19 protein-coding genes are annotated in these 24141 nt (G+C 55.0%); 12 read left to right on the forward strand and 7 right to left on the reverse strand.

Features of this window, described 5'->3' with window-relative positions; translation table 11 throughout:
- Positions 1-198 precede the first annotated feature (198 nt).
- Positions 199-399: a helix-turn-helix transcriptional regulator gene (locus IEG05_RS12360; RefSeq protein ID WP_102833662.1), complete on the reverse strand. Its 201-nt coding sequence runs from the start codon at positions 397-399 to the stop codon at positions 199-201.
- A gap of 307 nt (positions 400-706) precedes the next feature.
- Positions 707-1066 carry a hypothetical protein gene (locus IEG05_RS12365; protein ID WP_102833661.1) on the reverse strand — a complete coding sequence of 120 codons (360 nt, stop codon included), beginning with the start codon at positions 1064-1066 and terminating at the stop codon, positions 707-709.
- 1004 nt (positions 1067-2070) lie between these two features.
- Here IEG05_RS12365 and IEG05_RS12370 point away from each other — a divergent pair.
- Positions 2071-2322 carry a helix-turn-helix transcriptional regulator gene (locus IEG05_RS12370; RefSeq protein ID WP_191122124.1) on the forward strand — a complete coding sequence of 84 codons (252 nt, stop codon included), beginning with the start codon at positions 2071-2073 and terminating at the stop codon, positions 2320-2322.
- On the forward strand, positions 2322-3518 hold the full coding sequence (locus IEG05_RS12375) for a type II toxin-antitoxin system HipA family toxin (RefSeq protein ID WP_191122125.1): 1197 nt from the start codon (positions 2322-2324) through the stop codon (positions 3516-3518). The genes IEG05_RS12370 and IEG05_RS12375 overlap by 1 nt, the downstream gene beginning before the upstream one ends.
- 380 nt (positions 3519-3898) lie before the next feature.
- Here the strand turns inward: IEG05_RS12375 and IEG05_RS12380 are convergent, their stop codons facing one another.
- Positions 3899-4882 (reverse strand): integrase domain-containing protein, encoded by a 984-nt coding sequence (locus tag IEG05_RS12380; protein WP_191122126.1) that lies wholly within the window; start codon positions 4880-4882, stop codon positions 3899-3901.
- Positions 4883-5866: 984 nt separating this feature from the next.
- Between IEG05_RS12380 and IEG05_RS12385 the strand changes: the two genes are divergently transcribed.
- From IEG05_RS12385 to IEG05_RS12395, 3 genes are all read left to right on the forward strand, one after another.
- The gene (locus IEG05_RS12385; protein ID WP_191122127.1) at positions 5867-6334 is read left to right on the forward strand and encodes a hypothetical protein; all 468 of its coding nucleotides are present in this window, start codon (positions 5867-5869) and stop codon (positions 6332-6334) included.
- A gap of 625 nt (positions 6335-6959) precedes the next feature.
- A complete protein-coding gene (locus tag IEG05_RS12390) occupies positions 6960-7877 on the forward strand; it encodes a hypothetical protein (RefSeq protein ID WP_191122128.1) in 918 nt (305 codons plus the stop codon).
- Between the two features lie 230 nt (positions 7878-8107).
- A complete protein-coding gene (locus IEG05_RS12395; protein ID WP_224742805.1) occupies positions 8108-10258 on the forward strand; it encodes an NERD domain-containing protein in 2151 nt (716 codons plus the stop codon).
- Between the two features lie 197 nt (positions 10259-10455).
- On the opposite strand, the gene umuC is transcribed toward IEG05_RS12395, so the two are convergent.
- The 4 genes from umuC to IEG05_RS12415 all read right to left on the reverse strand — a co-directional run bounded on the left by umuC (position 10456) and on the right by IEG05_RS12415 (position 13906).
- Positions 10456-11730, reverse strand: coding sequence for a translesion error-prone DNA polymerase V subunit UmuC (gene umuC, locus IEG05_RS12400; protein WP_191122129.1), 1275 nt, complete (start codon positions 11728-11730; stop codon positions 10456-10458).
- The gene (locus IEG05_RS12405) at positions 11723-12160 is read right to left on the reverse strand and encodes a LexA family protein (protein WP_191122130.1); all 438 of its coding nucleotides are present in this window, start codon (positions 12158-12160) and stop codon (positions 11723-11725) included. The genes umuC and IEG05_RS12405 overlap by 8 nt, the downstream gene beginning before the upstream one ends.
- A 307-nt stretch (positions 12161-12467) precedes the next feature.
- On the reverse strand, positions 12468-13016 hold the full coding sequence (locus IEG05_RS12410; protein ID WP_102833546.1) for a plasmid pRiA4b ORF-3 family protein: 549 nt from the start codon (positions 13014-13016) through the stop codon (positions 12468-12470).
- Between the two features lie 14 nt (positions 13017-13030).
- Positions 13031-13906, reverse strand: a complete 876-nt coding sequence (locus IEG05_RS12415; RefSeq protein WP_102833545.1) for a helix-turn-helix transcriptional regulator — start codon at positions 13904-13906, stop codon at positions 13031-13033.
- 127 nt (positions 13907-14033) lie between these two features.
- Between IEG05_RS12415 and IEG05_RS12420 the strand changes: the two genes are divergently transcribed.
- The 7 genes from IEG05_RS12420 (at position 14034) to IEG05_RS12450 (ending at position 23846) form a co-directional block, all read left to right on the forward strand.
- Positions 14034-15614, forward strand: coding sequence for a DNA recombination protein RmuC (locus tag IEG05_RS12420; RefSeq protein ID WP_336509759.1), 1581 nt, complete (start codon positions 14034-14036; stop codon positions 15612-15614).
- A 395-nt stretch (positions 15615-16009) separates the two neighbouring features.
- Positions 16010-16720 carry a hypothetical protein gene (locus IEG05_RS12425; protein ID WP_191122131.1) on the forward strand — a complete coding sequence of 237 codons (711 nt, stop codon included), beginning with the start codon at positions 16010-16012 and terminating at the stop codon, positions 16718-16720.
- A gap of 113 nt (positions 16721-16833) precedes the next feature.
- Positions 16834-20553 (forward strand): ATP-binding protein, encoded by a 3720-nt coding sequence (locus IEG05_RS12430; protein ID WP_191122132.1) that lies wholly within the window; start codon positions 16834-16836, stop codon positions 20551-20553.
- Entirely contained in the window at positions 20550-21212 is a 663-nt protein-coding gene (locus IEG05_RS12435) for a hypothetical protein (protein ID WP_121498070.1), read from the forward strand. Before IEG05_RS12430 ends, IEG05_RS12435 begins: the two co-directional genes overlap by 4 nt.
- On the forward strand, positions 21209-22453 hold the full coding sequence (locus tag IEG05_RS12440; RefSeq protein ID WP_128651149.1) for a hypothetical protein: 1245 nt from the start codon (positions 21209-21211) through the stop codon (positions 22451-22453). The genes IEG05_RS12435 and IEG05_RS12440 overlap by 4 nt, the downstream gene beginning before the upstream one ends.
- Positions 22454-22456: 3 nt before the next feature.
- Positions 22457-23290, forward strand: coding sequence for a DUF7281 domain-containing protein (locus IEG05_RS12445; RefSeq protein WP_191122133.1), 834 nt, complete (start codon positions 22457-22459; stop codon positions 23288-23290).
- Positions 23291-23528: 238 nt separating this feature from the next.
- Positions 23529-23846 (forward strand): DUF4258 domain-containing protein, encoded by a 318-nt coding sequence (locus IEG05_RS12450; protein ID WP_191122134.1) that lies wholly within the window; start codon positions 23529-23531, stop codon positions 23844-23846.
- The last annotated feature ends 295 nt before the right edge of the window (positions 23847-24141 follow it).

Consider the following 24141-nt stretch of genomic DNA (forward strand, 5'->3'; position numbering starts at 1 on the left):
TCTATGACCCGCTGGGTTAGCTGTGAATTTTCCTTAGATATGCTAAGTCTCCATCTTTTTTTGGAAATGCAAGTGGGTGGGTCTCGTTGCAGCTGGTGTCGGTAATTTGATAGTGGGTTGTGAAAAATTAAGGCGCCGACATTAACAATCTTATGTCGGCGCCTTGCTATTTACTGCTAGGTTTTGGGGCGCAATCTGCTATGCGCGGTTCTGGCCCTTCATCCACATGAAAACTTCAGTGCTAAGCCATCCAACAGACCTGCAGCCAAGCTTAAATTGTTTGGGGAAGGTGCCTTCCTTGATATCTCGGTAAATTGTGGAGCGCTTCCTTCCGGTAATGTGGATGAGTTCTGGGAGCCTAATGAAACGATCTTCCGTTTTTTGCTCTAATTGCTGCATATAAGTTTCTCGAAATTTTGCCCATATATCCTCCTCGTAGATAAATAGACTTGGAGATATTAATTGCCTTCTCAGTAATTTTGGCCGGTTGGCATTTGGAGAGTGCCGGTATGTGTAATTACTGTGCGTTGCGGCAAGCAGTCAGCTAGTTAAGGCTGATGCGATTATTGGATGAATAGGCTTGAGGTGGCCTAAGCGGAAACAGAGCAACTCATGTCACTTCTGTTCCTTGAGATATACCTCCCTTTTGGGGAGGTATATTTCTATCTGGCCCCATGACAGGGGCGCAGCTCATTAATAGGATGGTTTAGATAGTGTCAGCGATTTTTTCCAGCTGGTCAGTTACGTACCAGATTCGGCGGAGGATCCCAAGCTTAGGCTCGATTTCATTGAAAATGGATTTCTGAGTAGCGCTGAGCTCAATGCCGAAGTCTTTAGTCGCGTAATCCAGTTCAACCTCATAATCACCACCAAGGTCATCCAAAAGGTCGATGAAAATCTCACCGTTCTGCAACTCTTTCGAGTATTGCCAGATCGCATGAGCACGACCGTCCTCATCGAGGACACAGATAAGACCGAAGCTTTCAGTGTCAATCCCTGCGGCAGTGATCATGTCATTGCCTTGTTCAACAACCTTTTGGGTGATGGTGTTGACTACGTAAATCATCGTATAGCCCTCTTTTGGGTTTTCCGCAGGCCGGAGATGGCTCTGCTTCGAGGACATGATGTGAGGCTACGGCATAGGTCAGGGCCTAGGTTTGACCCCTTTTCGGGGTCAGGCTTAAGAATAAAATAGAATATATAAAATCATATATGTTCTATTTTTGTTATAAACTACAGCTCCGATATAGAGTTGTGTTGCAGTGATTGCACTTGTGTAGGCGACGAGGGTCATTTTTTGCAGCCCAGCCCAGTTGACGAATGCTTCTAGACCCACAGAGCAAGCACGAAATGCCTGCTTTTCCATCCCGTTTGAGCCGATTTAGGTACGTATTCACGCTCGGCAGCTGTTCCCACTGCTGATCCAGGCGTTTCCTCAGGGCGCACTCCTGCCTCCATACCCAATAAATCAGGCAGGGAAATGCGACGATCAAACCAGTAATCAGGACCATGGGGTGCTCCATAATGTGATGCTGTACGCCACGCTGTGGGGCTGGAGCATCTGGCTTATAAGGTGAGGGGGAAAGTAACTTCTATAGGCCAGTTTCCACTGTTTCTGGAAAGCGCAAGCTAGCGCCAGTAGCGACTCATCGTGAGAAATGGGCATGTGGAGTCGCTTTGAGGCCTATAACAAGGGGGCAGAAGTAATTTCTGTTTGGGCTAACTGGGTGAGTTGCCAATGTCTTTAGGTTCGAAAGGGGGTAAGCAGATGGATCCGTTGGGATACGTAGTCGTTGGTGTGCCGCTGTTTTTGATTGTCCTGGGTACCATCGGCGGATTGATCTGCAGGCAGTTGGATAGGCGACTGTCTGCAAGCCAGGTCAGGCAAGTGCGGCAAAGCTAGGGCTGGCACCGGCATCTCGCAGAAGTAACTTTCCTCTGGCCGCAGCCCGGCAGGGAGTGGCTCCAGTGCAAGCCTGCGCCTGATCTAGCAACTGAGCGGATCAGTTTTGATTTTTTGTCAGGTTAGGTATACGTTACATTTAATTTAATTTGTCACGTATACAGAACATGGATTTCTCCCTAATCACGTACCGTCTTGGCGAGCAGATTCGGCAGCGCCGCCTGAATCGCGGCCTGACCCAGGCCAAGTTGGCTTCCCTCGCGGGCATCACCCGGCAGAAGGTTATCGCCATCGAGAAGGGCGATTTGTCGGTAGGCATGACTGCCTATGCACGAGTTCTGGGAGCTCTGGACTGTGAGTTCGCACTGGTGCCCGCGGCCATGCCCACGCTGGACGAGATTCAGGGAGTGTTCGACTGATGACAGTCCTGCTGCAAGTGGCAACGCCAGAGGGCGAGAGCGGGAGGATTCTCAGCTCCGCTGGGGACTACCTGTTTCGCTACCGGGAAGAGACCAGGGCACAGGCAGCGATCAGTTTGCTGATGCCTGTGCGCCTGGATGAATACCGCCACCGGGAGTTGCACCCGATCTTCCAGATGAACCTGCCGGAAGGATATGTCCTTGAGCAGCTGCGCAATCGTCTGGCCAAGGTGGCGAATGTCGATCCCATGTTGCTGCTGGCGCTGTCCGGCAGCAGCTCGCCCATTGGGCGTGTCGCGGTGAGCTCAGCAGAGGTAGATGCGCTACTGCGAAGGCAGCAGTTTCCTGGGGAAAAGCTGGAGGAAATCCTGGCCTGGGATGGTGCAGAAGATATTTTTGCTGGCCTAGTAGATCGCTACATTCTGCGCGCTGGGATTTCGGGCGTGCAGCCCAAGGTGCTGGTACCAGAGCAGCATGACGCAGCGCCGCAGCGTTTTACCTCGAAGACATCTGACCTGATCATCAAGAGCGGTCGGGATGAGTTTCACGGGTTGGCGATCAACGAGTTCCTCTGCATGTCCGTGGCGAGGGAGGCCGGGATTGCAGTGCCGGAGTTCTACCTGTCCGACAATACCAAGCTGTTCGTCATGCGCCGTTTCGACCGGGATGAACAACTCAACCCTATCGGTTTCGAGGATATGGCCGCATTGATGGGGCTGGGGGCAGAGCAGAAATACAGCAAGAGTTATTCGGCTATCGCCAAGGCCATCCGCCTGTTTTGTCCGCCTGAACAGGTACAGGGTTCACTGGCGCAGTTGTTTGCCATGGTGAGCCTGAGTTGTATCCTCGGGAACGGTGATGCCCACCTTAAGAACTTCGGGCTGCTGTATTCCGACCCTACGCAGCGCGATGCACGGCTGGCGCCGGCCTACGACATCGTCAATACCACGGCCTACATTCCAGAGGATGTATTGGCGCTGGATCTAGTTGGCAACAAGTCACTATTCGCGTCGAGGCAGGGATTGCTGGAGTTCGCCAAAGCGTGTGATGTGGTTCGGCCGGAGGATGTCATTCGCGAGCAGTTGCAAGCCCTAGAGCGAGTGCTGTCCCGCTCGATCGAGCTGTGCGAGCAGGCTCCGCATGTAGTTGCTGCAATCAGAAATTGCGCTGAGCCGTTTATGAAGTCTTTCGGCTAGCGTGTGTTTATTGTCTGTAACATCGGGCGCTGGGTTCCCAGGTCGTCAATTGTTCACAGGCTTCTTGGATCAGGTTCGCTCGTTCTGGCAGGGAGAGTCCCATTCCCCCTTAAGTAGGGGCAGCCAGTCAGCCACCTTGTCTCGTCTCTGCACTATCAGTTTCACGGTCAACCAATACTGGTATCGAGCGTTAGGTTTATCGAGCTTGGTGTGCTCCGATAGAAACCAGCGCAGGTGTTTTACCTGGTATTGGGCTGGGTGACGAATATTCCATCGTGATTCGATTGCCAGTTTAATTGTGTTTGCTCGTTGTATATGGCGTCTACGAGTTGCGGGTGCTCCTTTGAGCACGCCTGCAATAAAAATCTCCATTGTTGAGGTCATTTTTTGCAACTCCCAATGTAGGAGTTGCAGATCTCTATCCTCTCGTGGCCAAGCTCTCTGCTGATGATTCTACGCGCCTCTTTGTCCATTTTAAGTTCCTCTTTTGACATGGCTAGTCGCTTTTCAATTACAGGAGCTGGGTGTCCTGTGATTTGCTCATAGCGCTCGCAGGCATATGCGGCTCTAAGATCATGGATTTTGCGGATGCAATAGCCTCCAAGATTTATGCCTTTGTGTCTGACTACTGTGCGTATGAATGAAATATATGTTTCATTCGGGTTAAGAAGATTTTTGCTGTTGGGTGGTGACGCGAGAATTGCAAAATCAATAGCGTCGGCGGCGTATTCTGTAATATTAATCCATCTTGGCGCGTGAGATCCTTTTCGTCCGCCCTTGGTACCTTCCTGAATATTAATTTTTCCAAATTTTTGAGCCTCCCTTTTTAAGCGCTGGAGGTCGCATAAAACTGCCTCTCTGAGGCGCATTCCTAATGTTCGTGTGAGGCCGATGATGGCGGCAAGTCGGATTTTTCCACTGTTTCTCAGTTGGTGTTGGACTTTGCGTATTTCGTCGAGATCAATCCTATCTGGAGCTTGGCTACGGACGTAGCAGCGTTTCTTTTCTAAGGTTTTAGCAATTTTATCTATGCGAATATGATTGTCTCCTCGCATTATTTTTAGAACGACGTTGCATGATGAGATTCGATTGTGAGCGGTTGATACAGCAATTCTCTCGTCATTCATTAGTGCCTTGACATGTTCTGAGTACGCTAGTAAATGGCTGTTGGTTATGTCCCGTAAGTCTTTTATTTTGTGATGCTCTTCTATCCAGTCAATAAATAGTTTGAATCGTTCGCTGTGTGTGATAGTGGTGGCGTAGTGGCCGGAATTGAAGTGATCTCTTAGTTTGTTTTTGGCTGCGTATTTTGGGTCTCGTCCGTATCCCATGTTTTTTGATGCGTGTTTCGAGTGTTGTGGCATAAATGGCGATCCATAGAAGGTTGTAGGGCTAATGCCCTAGAGGGGTAATAGAAATTCTTATAAGGGTCGCACCCAGCTCCGCCAGGAGTTGGTTAGTGTTAACAGGGAGTGTTCCCTGCATCTGGCTGCGGGTTTTGATAGGTGCGTTACCCGGAGAGGGTTGTTGCACCGGAAATGCACGGCCGTTTGTGTCCCAGGCGGACGGCGGAGAACGGCTGGCGGGCTGACGACGCTCCGCCGCATTTAATGATTCTCGCGTGATTGTTTCTCATAGTCCGAGGCTGTGTGTCACACAGCTGCTCCGCAGAGCGGAGATACGAGAGGGGATCACCGGGTTGGTGAGTAGCTAACCAACATAAATGGTCGGCGTACCGCACGGGATAGATTTGCGTAGCAGTACTTTGCGGCTAATAGCGCAAAAGACGGCTTGCTAGATATCGAGATAGAAACAGGCTGTCCAATTAGGACCGCGTTGCTCACATTAGGAGGGCAAAGCCATTAGGTCTTGGTCTGCAGTCGACGCATGTCGCATCGATGTAGTTACCTGAAGTGCTGTGGACCAGCTAGCCATTGCTGCAGGCTCTCATGAGCCTGAGTGGACCCCTTGATGATTTCACAGAGGCTAGAACCAGTGCAACCCTCCTGATGAGTTTGTCGCTGGTTTTGTCACGCACGTATCCGGAGAAAGTGCACGGCGTATGGGGCTTCGAGGCCAACAAAAAAAACCGTCTCTGTTGAGCAGGTGCATTGCGTATTGGAGGCATGAGGTATCATTTTAGTGTTGTCCTAGGCGTGGGAGGTCATTCTGTAGTGGGCTAGGTAGATGTAAAAAGGTGCACAAAAGTGAACCAAATTACTAAGCTTGGCCCTTGCCTGTTGCTGGAGTAGGTGCATAAAAGTGAACCCTTTTGCACTTGGTTTACTGGGCATGCCCTTGGCAGGGTTTCATACGATAGGTGAGCGAGATTGGCAGGTTCGTTTCGATTGAATATTCCAGGCCCATACTCCGAGGTTCTTTTCCTGGAGAGTGTGCAAGAGGTAGCAAACTATATTTCCTGGCGCCTAGAAGAGGTTGCTGATGAGTTGGGTAGCTTAAGTTGTCCATCAGTTAGTTCTGCAAATGGCGGGGGTGAGTTGTCCGGACGTATTGCATTTAAAGATGTGCGTAGTTTTAGTGACTCGCCTGGGAAGATTGTCCGTGAAATCTTTCTATATCTTGGAAGTGCCGCCTTAGGGAGTTCACTAGCCATGTTGGTTGTTGATCTTCTCAGAGAAGAGATTTTGGAATGCTTGATGAGTGCTCTGCCTAGCGGTTCGGCCAGAAAGGATGGGGTATTATTAATAGTCGAGATGAAAGATGGCGTGCTGCGCTTGAGGCTTGCTTCGGATCGCTGCCGATCGGCTATTCATGTTCGAGCAAAATATACTCCCGCATTCTATGTTGATATCTAATAAATACCTACTTCGGGATAGCTGGGAGTGGCTGGCTATTCAGTCGGTGCTAAGGGCTAGTGTACCCTCTTCAAGGTCGGCGCTGTTGGCGGTGCGAGGTTATGTAGGTGATAGTGATTCTCGTCGCCGGTAGTGCTATAGTTGAAAGAATGGTTAGTGATCATCGCAGCAGAAAATTTGACAGTGTTTAAATCTGGGCCCAAATGATAGGAGGCAGAAATGAATGGTTTTACGCGGGAATTCCTAGTTGCTGCTCGCCAGGCTCCGTCAATCTATCTCGCACCTCTAGTAGGTGCAATTCAGGGATATAAGTTACTGTGGGGCGCGCGTCGTGCTTTGGTGCGGCAGTCCTAGGCTGATAAGAGTTCTAAATGGCGGATTAGCTTATATACCGACCGGGGCGACGCTTGATCGCATGCGACTGTCTGTTGCTCCAGCGATAAGTTAGCCTGGGATAGGCCATGAAGGCCTTAGTCCAGCCTGCTTAATCACTAGTAGGCTGGCGGCACAATCATAACCCGCCATCTGGCGGGTTTGTTTTACATGTAATCGGAATCGGTCCGCCCTTGGTGCGGATTGCATCCTCTGAAACGTGTGGAAAATAGGCTCAAAGGGAGACCATGCCATGATGAAAAAACGCGCAACTCGAATCGCTCTTACCGCCGCAACTGTCGCAGGCCTGCAAGGGTGCGCAGGTGTAATGCTCCCCTACCCAGGCGAGGTTACAACCCAAGTCGATGGCATGAACGTTACCTACATACCCCGTGAAACTGGACTTGATCGTTGGGTTAATGCCCAGCCTGTGGACCTCAGCCTTCATGAAACACAGACTGAAAAGGCAATGTCTCTGTTCGGCTACCCCAAACTGAGTTGGTACCCCGAGGGGCGGCTGACCTATATCAGCACCACTGAAGTAGCCATTATCGAGACGCCGCTCTATATGCGTCCGACCTATGGCGGCCCTGACGACCTTCGTCCGCAGAGCGGAGCAGGTTCATCTGATCCCCTTATTACTGCGGGGCTGGGCTCTGGGAAGGGCGGGCTTGCAGCTGTTGGAGCGCTCGCAAGTGTCGGATCTTCAGTGCGTAATTCTGATCCACGCACCAGTTTTTCACACTTCCTTTGCTATAAAGCGCAAGAAAAATACAACGCAAGCACTGCTCTGCAGTCGTGCTGGAGTGATTGGCTCGGCCAAATGCGCTCGATCCCCCAAATGAAAGATGAATCTCGCTTCATGGATATCATCGCTTTCGACCTGGCGATTCCGACAGCGGCAGGCGGGAAGGGGCACGCAGTGATGGCTATGAATCGTAGCCGGACTGAGTATTTTACTGGTATGGCCCCGGTTCAAATGGGCGGTTACAAGGCTCATATTTTTCACTTCTACCCGTTCATTCGCTCCGGAGAAGAGGGCGCATTTACGGTTGAAGAGTTGGTCGCAGAGCTTGGCAATAACAAGCCAAGTGACCTCGTTTACCTGATTTCCGGCAGCGCTGATACTCGCAAACGCACCGGTGTCGATCCGGTTGGCGTTGTCGACTAGGAACCCCTTATAGCGAAGTGCCGGGAATGATTAGGGGGAAGTTGATGAGTCATTAAGCTCATCAGCTGTGCCCCTGACAGACCACTCCATACCATCAGGAGTTCTGATTTTCAGCCCGAATGTCATACCGCCGAAATAGAGCCTCCAACCTGCGCTGAGTCTCTGGAGCCCAAGCCCGCCGATAGCTTAGGCTTTGGTCAGGAATCTAAGTTTGCCGTGAGCGCTGTGGGATGACAGAAAAGTGGGAGCATTGCCGGCAGCATTACCTGTCGGTCTATGAGGGCAGTCAGTTTGCTCTCGGCAAGGGCTGTGCCCTTGATGAGAGCCTGCATCATTTCCTGGATCAGCGGCCAGGAGGTAAAAACTTCTCCTCTCTCGACCGGGCGATGGGCCTGGCTGCCGCGCCGTTCTGGGGTGATGTGGATGCAGTTGCTCAATCCGAGTTGGCCAGTCTTGCCCTCGCTCGGGTGCTGCACTTCGACACTGCAATCAGCATCGAGCGCCTGCTGGAGCTGGCTGGAAATGCCCCAGAGAGCCTCAGATGGGCGATCCGTTACTCGAAGCTGTTTGTGCGTACTGCTTCGCCGCTTTGGCTTGAACTGCGCGCTTCGCTCACCGGGATTGAGTGGCAAGTATTCTTCGGTGTCTGTGACCGCTTACTGGGTCAGCTCAAACCATTTGATGAGCTGATTATCAGCGCGGAAAAGCACCTTGAGCACTTGTCCCTGCTGGAACTGTTTTCCTACCTCAGTGTGCTGGCCTATGAGGCGTTTTCTGGAGATGCCTCCGATGAACGCTCTGATCTTCAGTGGCAGGTATACGATCGCATCATCCTGAGGAAGCTTCAGTCGTGTTCAGAAGAGGACTTTCGCCTGACCGAGTCCAGGCTCGGGCGGTCGCTGAAGCGTCACCTGTCACCGATCATTTTTCCTGAGTCGCCCAATGCGGATGTGGCCAGGTGTCGTGAAAATCTCGAATGGCTGGCTGTTCTGATCACGGCAACCCAAGAGCGGATTGACTACGAGGGTTCGATTGACTGGTTCTGCTTCGATCCGGAGTGCCGTTACCAGCTAAAACCTGGCGAGCCAGTCATCTATAACGACTCTGAGGCCGGAGCAGAGCGGTGGCAGCGGACTGGGCGCAAGGGTGATCTGCTTTGGCATTACTGGATGAATCGTGCTGTTCAGGCATTCGTCGTCTCTGGCTTGGCCGAGCAAATTATCGGTTCACCGGAGAATCATGAGCTAAATCGGCTGGCATACATCAAGGCAATTCGCAGCGAACTGCAACTTCAGCAGATTTATGGATTGGGTGACCGGATCTCTCTCAGTGATGGCGCGCAGGTTCAGCTTCATCACGTATTACTGGCGAGCGAGCTGACCCAGGTTTTCTTTCAGAGTCAGTACATCCAACCATTTCTGGGGTATTTACACGAGTCGGGCGTGCTTGCTCATGCGCTCGGTCGGCTGGCCTTGGATGGTTTGCTGTCAGGCGAGAACAGGTTTCCGATGACCTGGTCAGAGGAGGACGAAAAAATCCGCCGGATCAAAGGCTGGACTGTGAGTGATGAACATCCGCGGGGGAGTGCTGATTCAGCCAAGGCCATTCTCAAGTTCTGGACCAGTGACCTCAAAACGCTCTCTCAGCAATTGAAGCAGCAGCCAGGGATGCCGGCTCCACGCCTATACGAACAGCCCTTCTACAAAATCGGCAGATATAGCTTCCAATTCCCTTGGGTTGGTGCGCAGCAGAACAACCTGACGGCTGCCATCAATAACTTGCGGCGTGTGAATGCACGTAGAGCTGATGTACAAGCAGAAACGCAGAGAGTCGAGCTAGCGCTGGCAGAGAGCTTTCGACTACAAGGTTTTGTCGTGGAGGTGGGATATCGGCCTCCCGTGACAGGCGATGAGGATGCCGGCGAGGTGGATTTGATCTGCCAACGGGATGGCCTGCTGCTGCTCATTGAGGTCAAGTCAGGTTATATCCGCTCGACCACCCATGAGGTTTGGCTGCATCGTACCAACACATTGCGTAAGGCCGCTTGGCAGCTCCGACGTAAGCGTCATGCGGTGGCCAGAGCTCTGGCGTCTGATCAACATCTGCGCTCCAGGTTAGGCTACTGCGGCAAGCATCCTGAGGCACACCTGCGGGCCTGGATCGTCGATACATCTATTGAGCTTGATGGACAGTCCATCGATGGGTTCAAAGTAGTTTCCCGTGAAGCGCTGGAGGTCATTCTGCGTGACGAGAAGCATCTTCTGAGGCCGCTGGACCAGGTTGATGACGATGGCCGGGACTCATTGTTTCCTGATGGGTTTACTGCTCGCAGATTTATAGCTGTTGTTGAGTCCGATGAGCTGTGGCGAGGCCTCTGTTAGCACTTGGGTGGAGGCGATTTTGGTCCAGCCTACAGCGCGGCACGCTGGCATTGGCCTCATGCTGAAGAGTGGGGGCGTGTCGTCGCCACCTACAAACCAAGATGATCTTCGCCTGCGCTTGAAGCTGGACGTGCTAGCTATCTGTGTAAGGGTGCGCTGAGCCGTCGTAGATCAAAGACGACGCGCTTGGATGAAGGCTATCTAGCTTTTGCGACCATGAGTTCAGGCCAGCGAGTGGTGTAGGCGGGCGAGAGCAGTTCTCTACGCATTGCCCACTCGGCTGGTTTTGCAATACGACCTGGCTGCAGCGTTCCACGTCCCCAGCGATTGTTGATGGCATCCAGAGCGCTCATCAGTCGCTTGGTTTTTTCGGGTTGTTCGGGTGCGAACAGATCTGGTGTGTACTCATTTTTGCGACAGAGATCCAGGAGTAGCACTTGGGCCTTGGCGTAGCTGAATCCCTCTCGGAAGACCTGCTTCAGCCCAGCCTGTACGGCCTTAATGATCAATCGGCTGTCGTCGGTCGGGTAGGGCAATTGGCAGAGGATGCCGTTGGCATATTTTACCTCTGCGGGGTTGAACATCCCCGTGCGTAGGCTGACCCGCACTTGCCGGCAAAGTGATTGCTGGTTACGCAGCTTTTCTGCAGCACGCATGGCATAGCTGGTGACGGCCTCCTGTATAGGGGGTAACTCGCGCAGTCGCTTGCCGAATGAACGACTGGAGCAGATCTCCTGCTTGGGTTCGATCTCGCCCTCAATCTCCAGGCAGGCTACTCCGCGCAGTTCTCGCACCGTCTTCTCCACCACCACGTTGAACCGCTTGCGCAATGTCCAGGCGTCCATCTGTGCTAGGTCCCAGGCCGTTCTAATCTGCATGCCCTCAAGGTGAGCGCGCATGCGCGGGCCTACGCCCCAGACTTCTTCAACCGGCATGGCTTTGAGCAGTTTGTCACGTCGAACGGGGTCGCGAATGTCTACGACACCCCCGGTCTGCTTTTGCCAGCGCTTGGCTGCGGCATTGGCCAATTTGGCCAGTGTCTTTGTGGTGGCGATGCCGATGCCGACGGGAATACCGGTCTTCTGTTTCACCTCCGACTGTACCTGACGGCCGATCGACTCCAACGGCTCAGGAAGGCCGGTCATATCGGCGAAGGCTTCATCGATACTGTAGATCTCGGTGCTCGGGAAGCGGGCTTCCAGGATGGTCATCACCCGCTCACTCATGTCGCCATACAGTGCGTAGTTGCTGCTGAAGGCCACGATGCCGTGGCGCTTGAGGTCGCCACGAATCTCGTGAAAGAGCGCGCCCATCTTCACGAAAGGCTTGGCATCAGCGGATCTGGCAATGACGCAGCCGTCGTTGTTGCTGAGCACTACGATGGGCGTGCGTTGCAGGTCGGGGCGAAAGACCCGCTCGCAGCTGGCATAGAAGCTGTTGCAATCGATCAGCGCGTAGACAGGCTCAACCATAGTTCAGGTGATTACGTAGGCTATGGGTGACGACGCCCCAGATCATCAGCTCATCCTGCTCAAGGATGTAGCGCGGCGAGTAGGTGGGATTCTCCGAGCGCAACACGAATTGCCCCTGATCCTGCGCCAGGCGCTTCACAAACACATCGCCGTTGAGGCAAGCCACCACCACGTGTCCGGGGCGGGCCTGCAGCGCGCGGCTTACGATCAGGTGGTCGTTATCGAAGATGCCGGCACCGACCATGCTGTCACCGCTGACGGCGACTATATAGGTGTGCGGGGCCTGCAGATCCAGCAGCGCATCGAGCGACAGCTTGTGCTCCATGTGATCAAGCGCAGGGCTGGGAAAGCCTGCTGGGACTCGTGCATCAAAAAGGGGGAGGGCGGTGCCGCTGCGCTGCAGCGGTCCGAGGATAAGGGCGTTGCTCATTGCGGGCTGACCTATAACTGTATTTATATACAGTAATCAGGGTTCCGTCATTCCGGCAAGGCGCATTCGTCGACAGGGTATGGGGTCTGCGTGGATTGTTTACAGGCGAAAAGTAGACAGATCGCCCTGGAGGGCGGTTCTCGCTAGGTTGGGGGCAACCGACCAGGAGTACCTCCTATGATCTTGTTGCTCACCCTTAGCGATCTTTTGCCACTGGCGCTCGTGCTGCCCGTACTGCTTGGACTGGCCAGGCTGGCCTATGGCGGCACTGCGGATTAAGAGTTTGTGTCTCTTGGCGCTGCTGGCTTCAGCCCCAGAAGTTATTGCATATCCGCTGCACTGCAGCATTGGCTGCCCGCCGGTCAAACAGCTCGGGATCGAAGTTGCCGCCGCTTGGCTGTTGGGTAGAGACCAGCAAGTCCAAATAACCTGGCACGCCACCTGCGTCCTCGGGCGGGCAGGCGCGGGCGCCATCGAGTACTTCGCACCAGGTGCCAGCGAAGTCGGAGGGCTCGATGCTTTCCACGGCAATCACATGCTGCCAGCTATCGCCGAAGTCGTAGAGATAGCGCAGCCGGTCCGCCTCTTTGAATACTCGGCGCAGTTTGGTTTTTCGGTCATCCAGCACGTCGTCGTACTGGTACATCAGTTCGGCATCCAGCGGCATATAGCTGTTCACGCCATTGCTGAACTCATGCAAGTGGCAGCTGTGCCAGCCGAAGGCCGCCTGAATGAAGTGGTGCAGTTTGCGTAGGGTGCAGTCGCCACTCACCCTGATCCGCCTCCAGATCGGCGGATCGAGCTGCAATGGCTCTAGCTGAATATGCAGGGTATAGAGCAGGGGGTGAGCGGCCATACAGGCTCCATCTATCAGTGATAAAGCCAGGGCTGCAGTTCATCGAGGTTGGCTACCACGATCTGCTGCGCTGTGGCTTTGGCATGTACCTTGGTCGGGTCGATCTGGTAGCGCTGCAACACGTACTGCACCAGTGCGCCACGGGTTTCGATCAGTAGCTGACCGCCCTGCATGCCGTAGTCTGCTTCGATAATGGCGCGCTGCTCGGGCTTTAGGCGCGAGTCGGGTTCTATGACCACCGCGAGCTCGGTATTCCAGCCAATATCTAGGTCTCGGCTGTGTTCAGACTGGTCATCCATAAGCCCCGGCTCACCGCGGAAACGACTGAGCACAAAGTCCCGATAATCTCCGTTCTTCTCGCAGTAAGCGCGTACATGCCAACGCATGCCGGTGTAAATCAGGGTATGTGGGGCAATCAGCCTGGTCTCAACGTCCGGGGTGCTGAAAGACACATACTCGCACTCCAGCCGCAGTCCCTCTCGGCAGGCTTTTAGCAGAGGGCGCAACACCTCCGGGCGGACTGAACGATCCGGTACACCCAGCACCTCGGTGTGCGCATAGGCCAGGGCTAGCCCGTCGATATGAGGTGCCCGCTCGTAGTTTTGATTAAGCAGATGCAGGTAGGCGCTGGCGCTGTCGTCAATGAATAGTGGTTTGAAGTGGCGGCTCGGTACATACCCCTTCAAATGCTTGTCGTATTCCAGGTTCTTCGGCGCGTGCTCGTTGATGTAGGTGTTGATGTCCTTCGACGCCTGCTGCCGGCTGATGCCGAAGCTCTGCATCAGGTGACCTGTAGTCAAACGGCCTTCCCACCAGGCGACTGTTTCGATCAGTCGGTAGCGCAGTGCCAGATCCCAGCGCACGGATTCGATTGCTTGCTTGCGTTTCATGGCCTCTCCATCTGCTCGAAAACTTTACCTGTACAAGTAAGCACAATAGATGTGTCTCTTAAAGCTACATATTCTGATGGCGTCATTCAAGTTGGCGCTGTAGCCGCCACGGAAAAGGAGAAGCACAGTGAACGGTATCGGAATGTCCTGGGCAGTGGTGAGCATCGCTCTGCTGGTGGTCTGCGTGATGGCGCTGGCTCTGTTCTGGCAGATCATGCGCCGCCGAGAGGCATTGGCCGCCCTGCAGCATTACCAGCTACAGCTGGAGCAGTTGCAGCAGCAGAGTCAGCAGCAAGAAGCTGACCTGCGTGAGCAAACGGCCGCCGCACGGGCGGAAATGGCCCATGCTGAACAGCTGCAGCGCCAGCTCGACTTCGCTCAAGAGGAGCTCACTGCCCTGCGCGATGAGCAGAGGCAACAGCTTGCCCGCTTTGCAGAAGCACAAAGCCAGGCCAGCGCTGCTCGTGCTCAGCATGGTCAGCTCGTGCAGCAGCACAGCGAACTCAAGCAGGCCCATGAGCGCCTGCAGAACAGTCACGAGGTGATGCAGGACAAATTCGCCAACCTGTCCAAGGAGCACGCCACCCTCAGCAGCAGCCTGGAGCAGAAGCAGCAGCACTTTGCCGAGCAACAGCAGTTGCTCAAGGAAAGCCGCGACCAACTCAAGCTGGAGTTCGAGCAGATTGCTGGGCAAATCTTCGAGGCCAAAAGCCAAGCCTTCTCGCAACACAGCCAGCAGTCTCTAGATGCGTTGCTCAAACCCTTCCGTGAACAGATCGAAGGCTTCCGTACCAAGGTCGAAGACATTCACCACAAGGATGTCCAACAGCAGGCCGCGCTGACCCAGGAGTTGCTGCACCTCAAGGAGCTCAACCAGCAGATCACCCAGGAAGCGCACGACCTGGCCACCGCACTTAAGGGCCAGAAGAAAGCTCAGGGCAACTGGGGCGAGCTGGTGCTGGAGAACGTCCTGGAGCGCTCCGGCCTGGTCAACGGGCGCGACTTCAAACGTGAGGTCAGCATCAATGGCGAGGAGAATCGCCAACGCCCGGACGTGATCGTCTACCTGCCGCAGGGCAAGCACCTGATTATCGATGCGAAGGTCTCGCTTAACGCCTATACCCGTTACATCAATGCCGAGGATGATGCCGAGCGGCGCCTGGCTCTCAATGAGCACGTCACGGCCATCGGCCAGCGCATCAAGGAGCTTTCCGACCGCCACTACTTCGACCTGCCAGGGCTGAATGCGCCGGAGATGGTGTTCATGTTTGTGCCCATCGAGTCGGCCTTTGTAGAGGCGCTCAAGGCGGACGAGACTCTGTTCCAGAAAGCCATCGAGCAGAACGTGCTAGTCGCCACCCCGACCACCTTGCTCACCAGCCTCAACATCGTGCGCCAGCTCTGGCGTTTCGAGGACCAAAACAAGCACACCGCCGAGCTGGCTGAGCGTGCTGGCAAGGTCTACGACAAACTGCGCACCTTCCTCGGCAGCATGGATGCCATCGGCAATAGCCTGGACAAGGCCCAGGATGCCTACCGCAAGGCGCGTGATCAACTGGTCAGCGGCAAGGCCAATCTCGTCAAACAGGTCAGCGACTTCCGTCAGTTGGGGGTGGCAGTTAAAGGTGAGCTGGACGAAACCTGGGTGGACCGAGCAGATCTTGAGCTGGCTTTGGTTGAGCATGAGCCTAGCGAATTGGCGCAGTAAGCGCGTCTGGGCATAGGAGGTGGTGTGTGCAGGAGTCGTACGACTTTGCGTTCGAGAGTTTTCGGTTGGCGCAACTGTGCGAGCAATTTTTGAGGGGGCAGCTGTGGACGGGGAAATCGTGTTCCATAGCGTGACTGCTGAAAATCGACTCGACGCAGCCTCCTTCTTCTTTTCGGACGCTGATCTAGAAACCCTCGAGGCGTCGGGTTTTAAAGCCTCTGTACTCGCTCTTCTGGATGACCTGATCATTTATCGAACGCGATGTCAGGAGCAGAATTGCCGCGACGGTGTTTTGCGGTTGGAGCAGTCCAGACCATCTGTCGTCTGGCTGCCGAATGGCGGTGGTGACGCTATGGTTCGGGCCCGTCGAGGTTGGTAACCAGGGAGTAGTGCTAATGCAGTCGGTGCATATAAAACAGCATCTTGGGGATGCCTACCAAGCGGTACTTAGCCAAGAGATGCTGGCCAAGTTTGATGGCTGTAGCGATGGATTGACCGGAGTGTTCTTGCCCTCGGCAGCAGAAAAGCCGATGAAGCTGATGATCGTTGGTATGGAGACGCGCGCCTGGAATGGCTCTTTCAAGCAGATCCATGACGGAGATCTGAGAGGCTACATTGAGGATTCCATGCGTAAGCACCAGGCATATCTAGATATGCCGCCTGGTCGATCCTGCTTTGGTCGTTTTCACCAATATGCAGCAGCAAAACTTGGCTGCTCTCGTAAGGAGGTTGGCTGGGGCAATTTATTTGCGGTGGCCTATAAAAAGGGCTCACCCAAGAAGGACTCCAAATCATTTGCTGCTGTGCAGGAGCTGTCCATGCAGTTGCTGCGTGAGCAGTTGAGGGTCATTCGGCCTCAGTCGATCATATTTGTTACGGGCTGGCGTTATGACTCGGATCTAAAACGATCTCTGGATGGGCTGATCGACCGCAGCGAAGTACTGATAAAGAAAGCGCTGTGGGAGTTTTATCTTGGCGATACCTTGTGTTACCGCACAAGTCATCCTCGCCACGTCACTGCTGCACAGCACCGGGACTCTGCTCTCAGCAAAATCTCTGCGTATCTGAGCGCCAGCCAAGGGGACGAGTATGCAAAAGCTATCTAGGGCTTTGGCTGACCGGCTTGCGGGGACGTTGCCTGCTAAGTCGCGGACACTTGTTACCGCCAAAAAAATCAGCCGACTATCGATGTGTCGGTGCCATCTGAAAGGAATCAATGATGTCTCAGTTGCTCAAGATCGTTCTTATCGACTCGCTATGCGCGGGGGCCAAAGCTGAGATAGCGATCAGCGGGAACACCAGCGTCAACGGCACAAATGGCATCGGTAAGTCGTCGTTCCTGAAGCTCATACCCGTTTTTTACGGGGCGGCGCCAGGGCAGTTGGTCAAGGCAGGGAGTAACCGGGAAAGCTTTGCTAACTGGTACCTGCCCAATGCCTCCAGCTATATCGTCTTCGAGTACACCAACTCCATGAATGCGCCGCGGTGCGCGATCATGCATCGCAGTGGTGACAGCTACGCCTACCGCCTCGTGGCACACGCCTGGGAGCCAGATTTGCTTTATCGGGACTATACGTCCGGAGAATTGGTCAGGGCAGGGGAGCTGATACGCCATCTGGCAGTGAAAGGTATCGACTGCAGCCCTGAGCTTCAGCCGGTTCACTACCGGCACATCATCCAGTTCAACAGCGGCTACTCCCACATGGAGAAGCTGACAGATCCCCAAAAGCGAAAGCTGGTCCTGGCACTCCGTCCTTCATTCTCGCTGGCGCCGAAGCGGACTGACTTCAACGGTATCGACAATGTGGCGCTCGCGCTCCTGGCCAGCGCCGGTACGTTCGACACCATGAAGACCACTATGGCCGAGATACTCGAGCAGGATAACTCTGATCTCGGCCGCACCCTGGAAACCCTGAACGCTGCTCCGTTCAACAAGGTGCTGGAGAACCGAGCCGGTTATCTCCTCATGGACGAGTTGAGGCCTAAGGTGGTGTCACTGTCCCAATTTCGAGTTGACCACCAGGCAGCCACGCGCCAGCTCGGTATTCAAAAGGCCCGAGCAAACCACTTCATGACGCGGCTGAGCGAGTGCGAAGCTGCACGAATGGAAGCTCTGAGTGGGCTTACTGATCGAGAGACGCGCATAAACGATGACGCCTACGCTCGGCGCCAAGAGTTGGCAGATAAACGTGGCCACCTGCAGGCAAACTTCACTGCGGCCACTGACTCGGTAAGTAAAATTGAGTCGGCCAAGGAGCAGCATGAGCAGGCAGGAATGGCAGAGCTGCTAGCGAGAGCGGACAACTTCGGCGAGGTGATAACTCAACGTGATCTGAAGCAGGATCACCTGAACAAGCTCAACACTAAGGGCCTAGACATACGACAGGTCTATGACGCGCGGGCTCAGAAAGCCAGGGACGCTGCGTCAGCGCAGCGAGAGGAGGCTCACTCTCGGCACAATCTTGCGCTGGAGGCTATCCAGAAGCGGCAAGATGAGCTTGAGGACGATTTACGCCGTCGTAAGGAAGAGACCGAAAGGGAGCACCGCACTGAACTTGAGGAGCATGAACAGCAACGCAAACTGCTGGCCACTGCCGCCGCTCGCGCAACAGCTGAACTTGAGCACCTGAAGAAAACGAAGGTACTTCCAAGCTCCCAAGACGCCCTTGACGCAGCTCAGCACGCGATAGATGACCAAGCTGCTCTCCTGGCCGATTTCCAAGACGAATTGGCAGCTGCCCGTGTAGAGGAGAAGAGCCTGCAGGACGAGCAGTCCAAGCTGGTGTCTGCGTTCCAGGGGCTTGATAAGCAGCGTAGCGAAACAGCGAAGTTACGTGACGCTTTGAAGGACCAACTGAACGCTGGTGCAGAGACGATGCTTGGGTACTTGCGAAAGAACCACCCGAGCTGGAAAGACAATATTGCCAGGCTGGTACCAGTAGAGACCCTCCTGCGAACCGATCTGAACCCTGCAATGCTGGAATCCCCCCAGCAATCGCTGTATGGACTTGAGCTGGTGCTTCAGGGGCTATCAGTCCCAACGTTCGCTAGCGATGAAGCGCTGGAACAAGAGATTGCATCGCTGACGCTTCGGCTTGAGGGCATCCAGGCCGACTTCGATAGCCTGGATAAGCAGAATCGTGTTCTGGAAGAACGCTTCCGGAAGCATGCTGCGCGGTTGAGCAAGTGTCAGAACGATGAGAGTCAGGCCGGTATTGAACTCGCATCGCGGCGTGAGCAACGCAAGGCCTTGTACGAACGAGCGCAGGATGAACATAGCGCCTACATCGAAGAGCAGGGTGCACGCACTGCTAAAGCGCAGCGGGTCTTGGCCGAGAAAGACGGAAGTATCGCGCAACTGAAGTCGGTTCACGGACGGCACATGCTGGAGCTGGCCACGAATGAAAAGACTGCACGTGACGACCTAGCTGAAGAGCGTGTGCGACAGACCGAGGGGCACAGGGCGGCATTGCAGCGAATCACCGACGGCCTCAACGCTGAGCTTCAGTCCATCGAGAACGACAAGTCGGTCAAGCTCCGTAGTGAGGGCATTGATGACAGGGAAAATCGTCGACTGGAGCGCGAGATAAGCCAGCTCGAGTCACAAATTAAGGAAATCAATGGTCTGCGATCGATCATCGAGAGTTATCGAAACTGGGTGGTGGACGTGCTACCGCAGCTCCCAATACGAATCGCCGAGATGTCTGACCTTGAAGGTCAGGTCGCCAGGGTTGACAGGCAAATCGCTGACTATAACGAAGAGGTCAAGGCCCGGCTTAGGGAGGTTGCCGAGCAACGCAAGGCTTTGGCCCAGGAAGGGCTGCAGGATGAGGCCCAGGCCAGGTTACTCCGTGGTGTGCTCAATCGCCTTACTCAAGTCGACATCGTTGATCCCGGCGTCGCGTTAGATGGATTGACTGCCCAGGATATCGATGAAGATGTAACTAGGTTGATGCTCCAGCGCAGTGTGTTCCATAAGTCCGCCTCTGAGATCTATCGCCAAATCCTGTCTCAGTTCAGGACGCGCCAACTCCTGCACACGCCGCAAGGCGCTGCCATCGAACAGATCGCTAGTCAGGCCGGTAATGCTGCAGCAGAGCCTGACTTGGCTTGGTTGGAGGCGGCACCGAGCCTGCAGGAATACATCGACGTCTCGCATCCTGACCAGAAGACGAAACTGATCATGCAGGCGAAGAACCTTTCTGATGAGCTTTGCGATCGTCGTACCAAGCTGCTGGAGCTGCATCGGAGTATCCAGCAGCTTGGCCGAGATGCGACGCAGAAAGCTCGGGAGGTGCTTGGCGCATTTGCCCAGATCAAACAGTTCGAGTTCAGGGTTACATCCCGCATCCAAGAAATGTCCTTCTGGTCTGATCTATCCACCTACGATCAGCACTATCGCCGCTGGCAAGCCATGGGTGATGGCGTCATGCCGACCGAGAATTTCGTCGAGGCTCTGGAGAACGTGGCCAGGCAGATCAATGAGGGCAAGTTCACCTCTGACCTGGAGCAGTGCTTTGACGTGAGTGTGTCGTGCAATGACCAGGGCCGGACGAAGATTGCTACCAACAACTCAGAGCTGATTGAGCTTAGCAGCACCGGCCTAACCAAGATCATCGTTGCAATGATCTACGTCTCCCTGTTCGAGCTGCTGCGTAAAGACGCTGATTTCCTAATGTCGATCCCCATTGATGAGGCTCTGGAGCTTTCGCCGGAGAACTACGTGGCCTTGGTCAACTACTTCAACCAGAGGGGAATCTCCATGCTGGCATGCTTCCCAGGTGGTGCGCCGGAGTTGCTTCGGCAGTTCACTAACCGCTACTTCTTGGAGAGGCAGGCTGATACCGGCACGATCGTCGTCAAGGAGTACGGCCTGGACGTGCACGAGGAGCTGGATGAACTGAATGAGGCTTTGGCCGCAGAGGAGTACCTATCGTGAGCGAGATTCGCGATGTCCTCGAAACCCTGCTCTCTGGTGGCTTCATCTGCCAATATGCCTATCCAGAGCTCCATCGTCAGCTTCGCGCACCTGGTGTTGAGGCAGAGGTCAGGGCGGCGCTGGCGCCTCTTGGCCGGGAGCTGGGCACCATCGGTGAAGAAACTGCCCCGGACACGTACTTTTCGCGGTATGCCGATCTGTCTGACCCCAAGGATAGAGCTGCAGCGGCTATGCAACTTGTGCAGATGCGCGATCAGCTCAAGCCCTGCCTGGAGTTCATCCGCCTCTTCAATCGCTCTGGGCGTACCGATGCGTGCCTAGCGCCCGGCGACACGGTGTCCTTTTCGGATCTGCTCGAGGCCATCGAGAACAATCCCACCTACAGGGATCAGCTGCGAGACCTGAGTGGCCACGAGTTCTTCAGCAAGTCCAAGAGCGCCAAGGACAACAAAGAACGATTGGCGATGGTGTTGCGGCCCCTGGCCGACGCGGGTTATCTGGTGAAGCGCAGTAGTGAGTCCGCGAACTACGTGGCCACTGGCAAGATGGGGTACTTCTACATGATTCTGGCCTGGGTGGCTGAGTTCAGCAGCCTAAGCCTGGATCCGGAGCCGGATCCATCTTCGACTCAGTTGGAGCAAAGAGGCCTCGAACTGTGAAGGCAGAAGACTGGGTAAGGCTAGGCGAGCACCTGAAAGCGAACGCTGATCTGCTGGAAGCCATGGCCTTGGCCGACGAAACAGGCATCACGCCCCCGGAGCGTATGACCAAGGGCCTCTCGTGGCTCATGTCCAAAGGCCTGGTGGAGGAGGACAGCGACCTGTTGCATCTCAGTGGCCTACTGCTCGACGTGGGCGCACAAATTTCTATCCAAGGGTTTGATCGCGTAGCGCCTGACCTCAAGGAGATCCTAATCAGCATTGAGGAGGGGTGCGAGGCCTACCATGGCGCCAAGGCAGCTGGCGATCCGGCCGAGACCGAGCGCCACCTGCGGCGTGTCACCAATACCACCCGCCAGGTGGTGCAGCACCTGAGAAACGAGCAGAACGTCACCAGAGCATTCATTGAGGGAGGATATGGATTCTCCGTCCGGCTCACCGACAGGATCCGCGATATCAAAAATGCGATCGACCGGCTCAAGCGACTGCACGAGAAGTTGGGCCTGTTTACACACACGGGCCTATTGCAGCTGACAAGAAGCGACCGGGCGCTGCGGGGCAAACTTATCGACGGTCTGTTGGGTGCGGTGTCCCGCAACCGCTTCGCTCTCGACGAGATGATTGGTCGGCTTGATCGGCTCAGTCTGACAGTGCGTAAGCGCAACAAGATGCGCCAGGTGGCCCAGGCCGTCGACGCTCACCTGCAGGGCGGCGGTGTAATCGATCTTGAGCCACTTCTTGAACGACTTGATGCTGCAGTTTGGGCTGGTGCTGCTCCACTTTCACTGGGCGGCAATGCGTTCTGCGACGTCGACGCCGGCGAGAACCTTGAGCAGCTGGAGTTGCTGATAGCCTCACTGCCGGCACCGAAGGTCAAAGCGGCGCCAGCGGCAGCCGCCCAGGAGCGTGAATCGAAAATTGTCCCCTCAGGCGCCAATCAGGAAAAGGAGCTGGAAAAACCCTTCGTGCGTGTCCACTTGGAGGCCATGCTTCGGGAGCTGATTGCCACTGGTAAACCTCAATCGGCTACCGCTTACTGGCAAGACTGTGGTGATCCCGACATCCCTGACGGGATATGGCTCTACGCCCTGGATGGCTATGCCCAGTTGCAGGCGGCATTCGCCAAAGCCAACGGTAAGAAACTGAACTACCGCCTTGTGCCGACGATGGCACCACATAGTCGGTTTTCGGCGAACCGACGTGTCCTGGAGTTGACCCTGGATAGGGTGTTGAGGCGATAACGCATGCTGACCAATAAGCGCCACCTGACGGCGATCATGAATGCGGTGCGGCGCCACCAGGACAAAATCACTCTTACGGATACCTGGCAGCAGATCCACGAGCTTTACGGCGTAGGGACGAAGCTCGGTACATCGGCGTTGCTGCTGACTACTGCGGATCACCAGACGCTGCTAGCGCTGGTGAGAAAGGACATGTCCCTGGATCCGCTGAAGCACAGCACGGCAGCGCTCGAGGGGGACAGGCTGGCTCTGGCTGCGATCTCCAGAAACGAAAAGGTCAGTGGCCGGACGGTAGGCGAGGGGCTGGTGCTGGTCGCTCATCCATCGGGCAGAGTTCTCCTGCCATCAGGTGACTACCTACACCCCCGTGGCGGCACGCTGAACGTCCAGGCTAGCGACCTGCATGGGCTAGAGAGGGTTCTGCTGGTAGAGAACCTGAGCGTTATGCTCGCGGCTCACCGATATCAATTGCCGGCAGAGCTCCAGGACGTACCTATGTTATTTCGGGGCGATCGACAGTGGTCGCCGAAGGCCGTTTCTGCTGCGAGGGTAGGGATTACCGACTTAATAAGCTTTCCAGACTACGACCCGCAGGGCCTGATGAACTCGCTGACTGCTGGCGCTTCGGCGGTGGTGGTGCCAGCGCCGGTGACGATCGCACGCATTCTTGAGGCACGCCTCAACAAGCCCGCTGATTTCGATAGGCAGTCTGCTGCAGTGGAGTGGTTAGAGAGGAGAGGGTGCAGCATCGCGGCCGATTTGCTTCGCCGCCGCTTGGCGATTTCTCAAGAGTCGATGGCGGACCAAGTGCTGGAACTAATTACCCTACAGAGTTGAAGCGAACGCGTCATCAATCCGCACGTGTTCCCCGGAGGTCTGCCCCGTTTTTGATCGGAGGCATCCCTAGGAGCTGTCAACCTGCCTGAATACTTGACCTGTATGAAAGCCCATTATTGGTGCGTCCAGTTGGGCGACATATCCTGCAGCTATGCCCACTGGATGGGTTGGATGGAGCCACTGGCATGGATGCTTAACTCAAACAGGATGGGTTGTCACAGCGCAGAGGAGACGGGCAATGGAGTACACCACACATGCCATACAACGGTGCAGCCAACGTGGTATTCGGCAGCAGCAGGTCCAGTGGCTTCTCGAGTTTGGTTGCCATACCTGGAATCGTGGGGCGCAGGTGTACTTCTTCGACCGTGCACGCTTGAAGCGACTGTTGCTCAAGCTCTCCTCGGCTGAACGGCAGTTGGCCGAGAAGGCCCAGAACGTTTATGTGGTTGTGGTAGATGGCGTGGTGGTTACCGTTGGGCACAGAGGCTCAGAATTCTGCGTCAGCAAGCCTGGTGCTCATCACCACAGACGTCGGCCGCAGCACCAAGCAGCTTGAACCGTGGAAGATGACAATTTCTGGCTGACTAGGCAGGATGCGGGTAGTGGCTAACTGATGTTGTTTACCTCACGCCTGCCTGTCAGGTGAGTTAAGAAGAATCAGAGCTATTGACGCTTGTCGCAGAGGTGGCGAGCACACTTGCTGCGGAGAAAGGGAATATGAATGGTAAGCGTCCGCCCTGCACCCACTGCCTGCCCTAGCCTCGAATAGCCACAATGGTGCCCACCATTTTTTAGTGGACACCATTGTGGATACGCCCCCCTCTACTCCTCGCCGCAGTCGCCGCCCCAAC

The organism is Stutzerimonas kunmingensis, assembly GCF_014764705.1.
GTDB lineage: Bacteria > Pseudomonadota > Gammaproteobacteria > Pseudomonadales > Pseudomonadaceae > Stutzerimonas.

Bases quoted from the DNA above. Each gene is read 5' to 3' on its own strand.
- IEG05_RS12380 (WP_191122126.1), bottom strand. From the start codon at position 4,882: ATGCCACAACACTCGAAACACGCATCAAAAAACATGGGATACGGACGA.
- IEG05_RS12405 (WP_191122130.1), bottom strand. From the start codon at position 12,160: ATGAGCAACGCCCTTATCCTCGGACCGCTGCAGCGCAGCGGCACCGCC.
- IEG05_RS12425 (WP_191122131.1), top strand. From the start codon at position 16,010: ATGCAGTCGGTGCATATAAAACAGCATCTTGGGGATGCCTACCAAGCG.
- IEG05_RS12375 (WP_191122125.1), top strand. From the start codon at position 2,322: ATGACAGTCCTGCTGCAAGTGGCAACGCCAGAGGGCGAGAGCGGGAGG.
- IEG05_RS12370 (WP_191122124.1), top strand. From the start codon at position 2,071: ATGGATTTCTCCCTAATCACGTACCGTCTTGGCGAGCAGATTCGGCAG.
- IEG05_RS12445 (WP_191122133.1), top strand. From the start codon at position 22,457: ATGCTGACCAATAAGCGCCACCTGACGGCGATCATGAATGCGGTGCGG.
- umuC (WP_191122129.1), bottom strand. From the start codon at position 11,730: ATGGTTGAGCCTGTCTACGCGCTGATCGATTGCAACAGCTTCTATGCC.
- IEG05_RS12360 (WP_102833662.1), bottom strand. From the start codon at position 399: ATGCAGCAATTAGAGCAAAAAACGGAAGATCGTTTCATTAGGCTCCCA.
- IEG05_RS12365 (WP_102833661.1), bottom strand. From the start codon at position 1,066: ATGATTTACGTAGTCAACACCATCACCCAAAAGGTTGTTGAACAAGGC.
- IEG05_RS12410 (WP_102833546.1), bottom strand. From the start codon at position 13,016: ATGGCCGCTCACCCCCTGCTCTATACCCTGCATATTCAGCTAGAGCCA.
- IEG05_RS12395 (WP_224742805.1), top strand. From the start codon at position 8,108: ATGACAGAAAAGTGGGAGCATTGCCGGCAGCATTACCTGTCGGTCTAT.
- IEG05_RS12430 (WP_191122132.1), top strand. From the start codon at position 16,834: ATGTCTCAGTTGCTCAAGATCGTTCTTATCGACTCGCTATGCGCGGGG.
- IEG05_RS12415 (WP_102833545.1), bottom strand. From the start codon at position 13,906: ATGAAACGCAAGCAAGCAATCGAATCCGTGCGCTGGGATCTGGCACTG.
- IEG05_RS12390 (WP_191122128.1), top strand. From the start codon at position 6,960: ATGATGAAAAAACGCGCAACTCGAATCGCTCTTACCGCCGCAACTGTC.
- IEG05_RS12450 (WP_191122134.1), top strand. From the start codon at position 23,529: ATGGAGTACACCACACATGCCATACAACGGTGCAGCCAACGTGGTATT.